Origin of the sequence: Streptomyces ipomoeae 91-03 (assembly GCF_000317595.1) — a bacterium.
In the GTDB taxonomy this organism is placed as follows: Bacteria; Actinomycetota; Actinomycetes; order Streptomycetales; family Streptomycetaceae; genus Streptomyces; species Streptomyces ipomoeae.
This window is the reverse complement of the sequence record NZ_AEJC01000577.1, coordinates 1-1619: the sequence shown is the minus strand read 5'-3', so window position 1 is coordinate 1619 and position 1619 is coordinate 1. Positions and strand designations below refer to the sequence as shown.

1 protein-coding gene and 1 pseudogene are annotated in these 1619 nt (G+C 74.2%); both read right to left on the bottom strand.

Going from position 1 to position 1619, the window contains the following annotated elements; all coding sequences use genetic code 11:
* Window positions 1-43: 43 nt before the first annotated feature.
* Entirely contained in the window at window positions 44-1336 is a 1293-nt protein-coding gene (locus STRIP9103_RS37400; protein WP_048821676.1) for an MDR family MFS transporter, read from the bottom strand.
* Window positions 1333-1619 (bottom strand): annotated as a pseudogene (locus tag STRIP9103_RS37395) (ABC transporter permease subunit); the annotation flags it as partial. The gene STRIP9103_RS37400 and the pseudogene STRIP9103_RS37395, both read right to left, overlap by 4 nt.

The window sequence follows — 1619 nt, the reverse complement described above, 5'->3', positions numbered from 1 at the left end:
GACGGGACGGGTAGGGGCGGCGGAGGCGAGGAAGAGCCGTCGGCTAACGGCGCGGCAGCAACCCGATCGAGGCGACCGGAATCACGGCCAGGACCAGCCACGGCACGGCCGCGGGCAACCCGGTGTCCATCAGCGACCCGGTCCCCGCACTGCCGACCAGCACGATCAGACCGGAGACGGAGGACATCGCCCCGGTGTAGAGACCGAGCCGGCCGACGGCGGCGAGATCGGGCACCCAGGCCCGCGCGGCCGGAGCCACGAGCATCTGCCCCAGCGTCAGCAGTACGACGAACCCCGCGGCGGGCAGCAGCCCCGCGTTCCCCGTCCACTCGGCGGGCCGGGCCACGGCCACCACCCCGAACCCGGCGGCTATCAGCAGCAGCCCCACCGTCATCGACCGCCGCAGGTCGAGCCGGTCCGCCGCCCACCGCGTGACCGGCAGCTGGGCCGTCACGACGAGCAGCGAGGACAGCCCGAACAGCCACGCCAGCGCCGACTGCGAGCCCGTGGCCCGCTCCACCTCGTCGGGGAGGAGCAGGTACAGCTGGTTGTAGGCGAGCAGATAGGCGCCGTACGCGCAGCACAGCGCGAGGAACCGCCGGTTGCGGACCAGCCCTCCGAGGCCGCCCTTGACCTCGACCCGCTCCCGGCCGGGGATGCGCTGCGGCAGCAGCCGGAGGTGCCCGGCGAGAACCACAACGAAAACCCCGGCGCCGGCGAGGCACACGACGCGATAGTCCACGGCCAGCAGCAGCGCGCCGATCAGCGGTCCCACGAAGGCGCCGGCCTGTCCCGCCACCGTGAACAGCGCGAGGACACTCGTACGGGAGCCGCCGCCCGACTCCTCCCAGATCACGGCCTGCCGGGCCACCTCGGACTCGACGGCCGGGGAGAACAGCGCGGCGGCGAAGCCGATGAGCAGGACGGAGCCGATGACCGACCAGTCGGCGTCCGCGTACCCCAGCCACCCGAACCCGGCGATCCGCAGCGCACAGCCCACGAGCACGACCGGCCGTACGCCGTAGCGGTCGGCCAGCACACCGCCCACCACGAACAGCCCCTGCTGGCTGAAGGTCCGCAGACCGAGTACGAATCCGACCATCCAGCCGGCCATGCCGATCGCCGTCCCGAGGTGCTCGGCGAGGAACGGCAGCACCGCGAAGAAGCCGACGTTGAAGGCGAGCTGGGTGAGGATCAACAGCCGCAGGAGCGGGTTGAGCTGTGCCCAGGTGTGCCGCCGGGAGGGCTTGACGGGCTGCGGCTGCGGCTGCGGCTGCGGCCGGGTCGTGTCGCCCGACTGCGGCTGGTCGGTGTCGCGCTGCTGGGGCTCGGTCATACGGTCTCTCCGACGGTGGGGGCGACGGCGGGCTTCGGCTGCCGTACGGGCCGGGCGAACGGGCGGGGCCGGCGGACTCCGCCCGCCGCGGTGACCGCGAGGGCGCCCAGGAGGGCGAGGGCGGTGGCGGGGGCGAGGACGGCCCAGGGGGCACGTTCGGCGTACGGCTGGTTCTCGGCGAGGAGGAGGCCCCACTCGGGGTCGGGCGGCTGGGCGCCGAGGCCGAGGAAGCCGAGGGAGGTCAGGGCGAGGGCGACGGCGGGCAGCCGGAGCAGGGCGTGGC

Coding starts and splice junctions, on each gene's coding strand:
- STRIP9103_RS37400 (WP_048821676.1), bottom strand. CDS start 1,336: ATGACCGAGCCCCAGCAGCGCGACACCGACCAGCCGCAGTCGGGCGAC.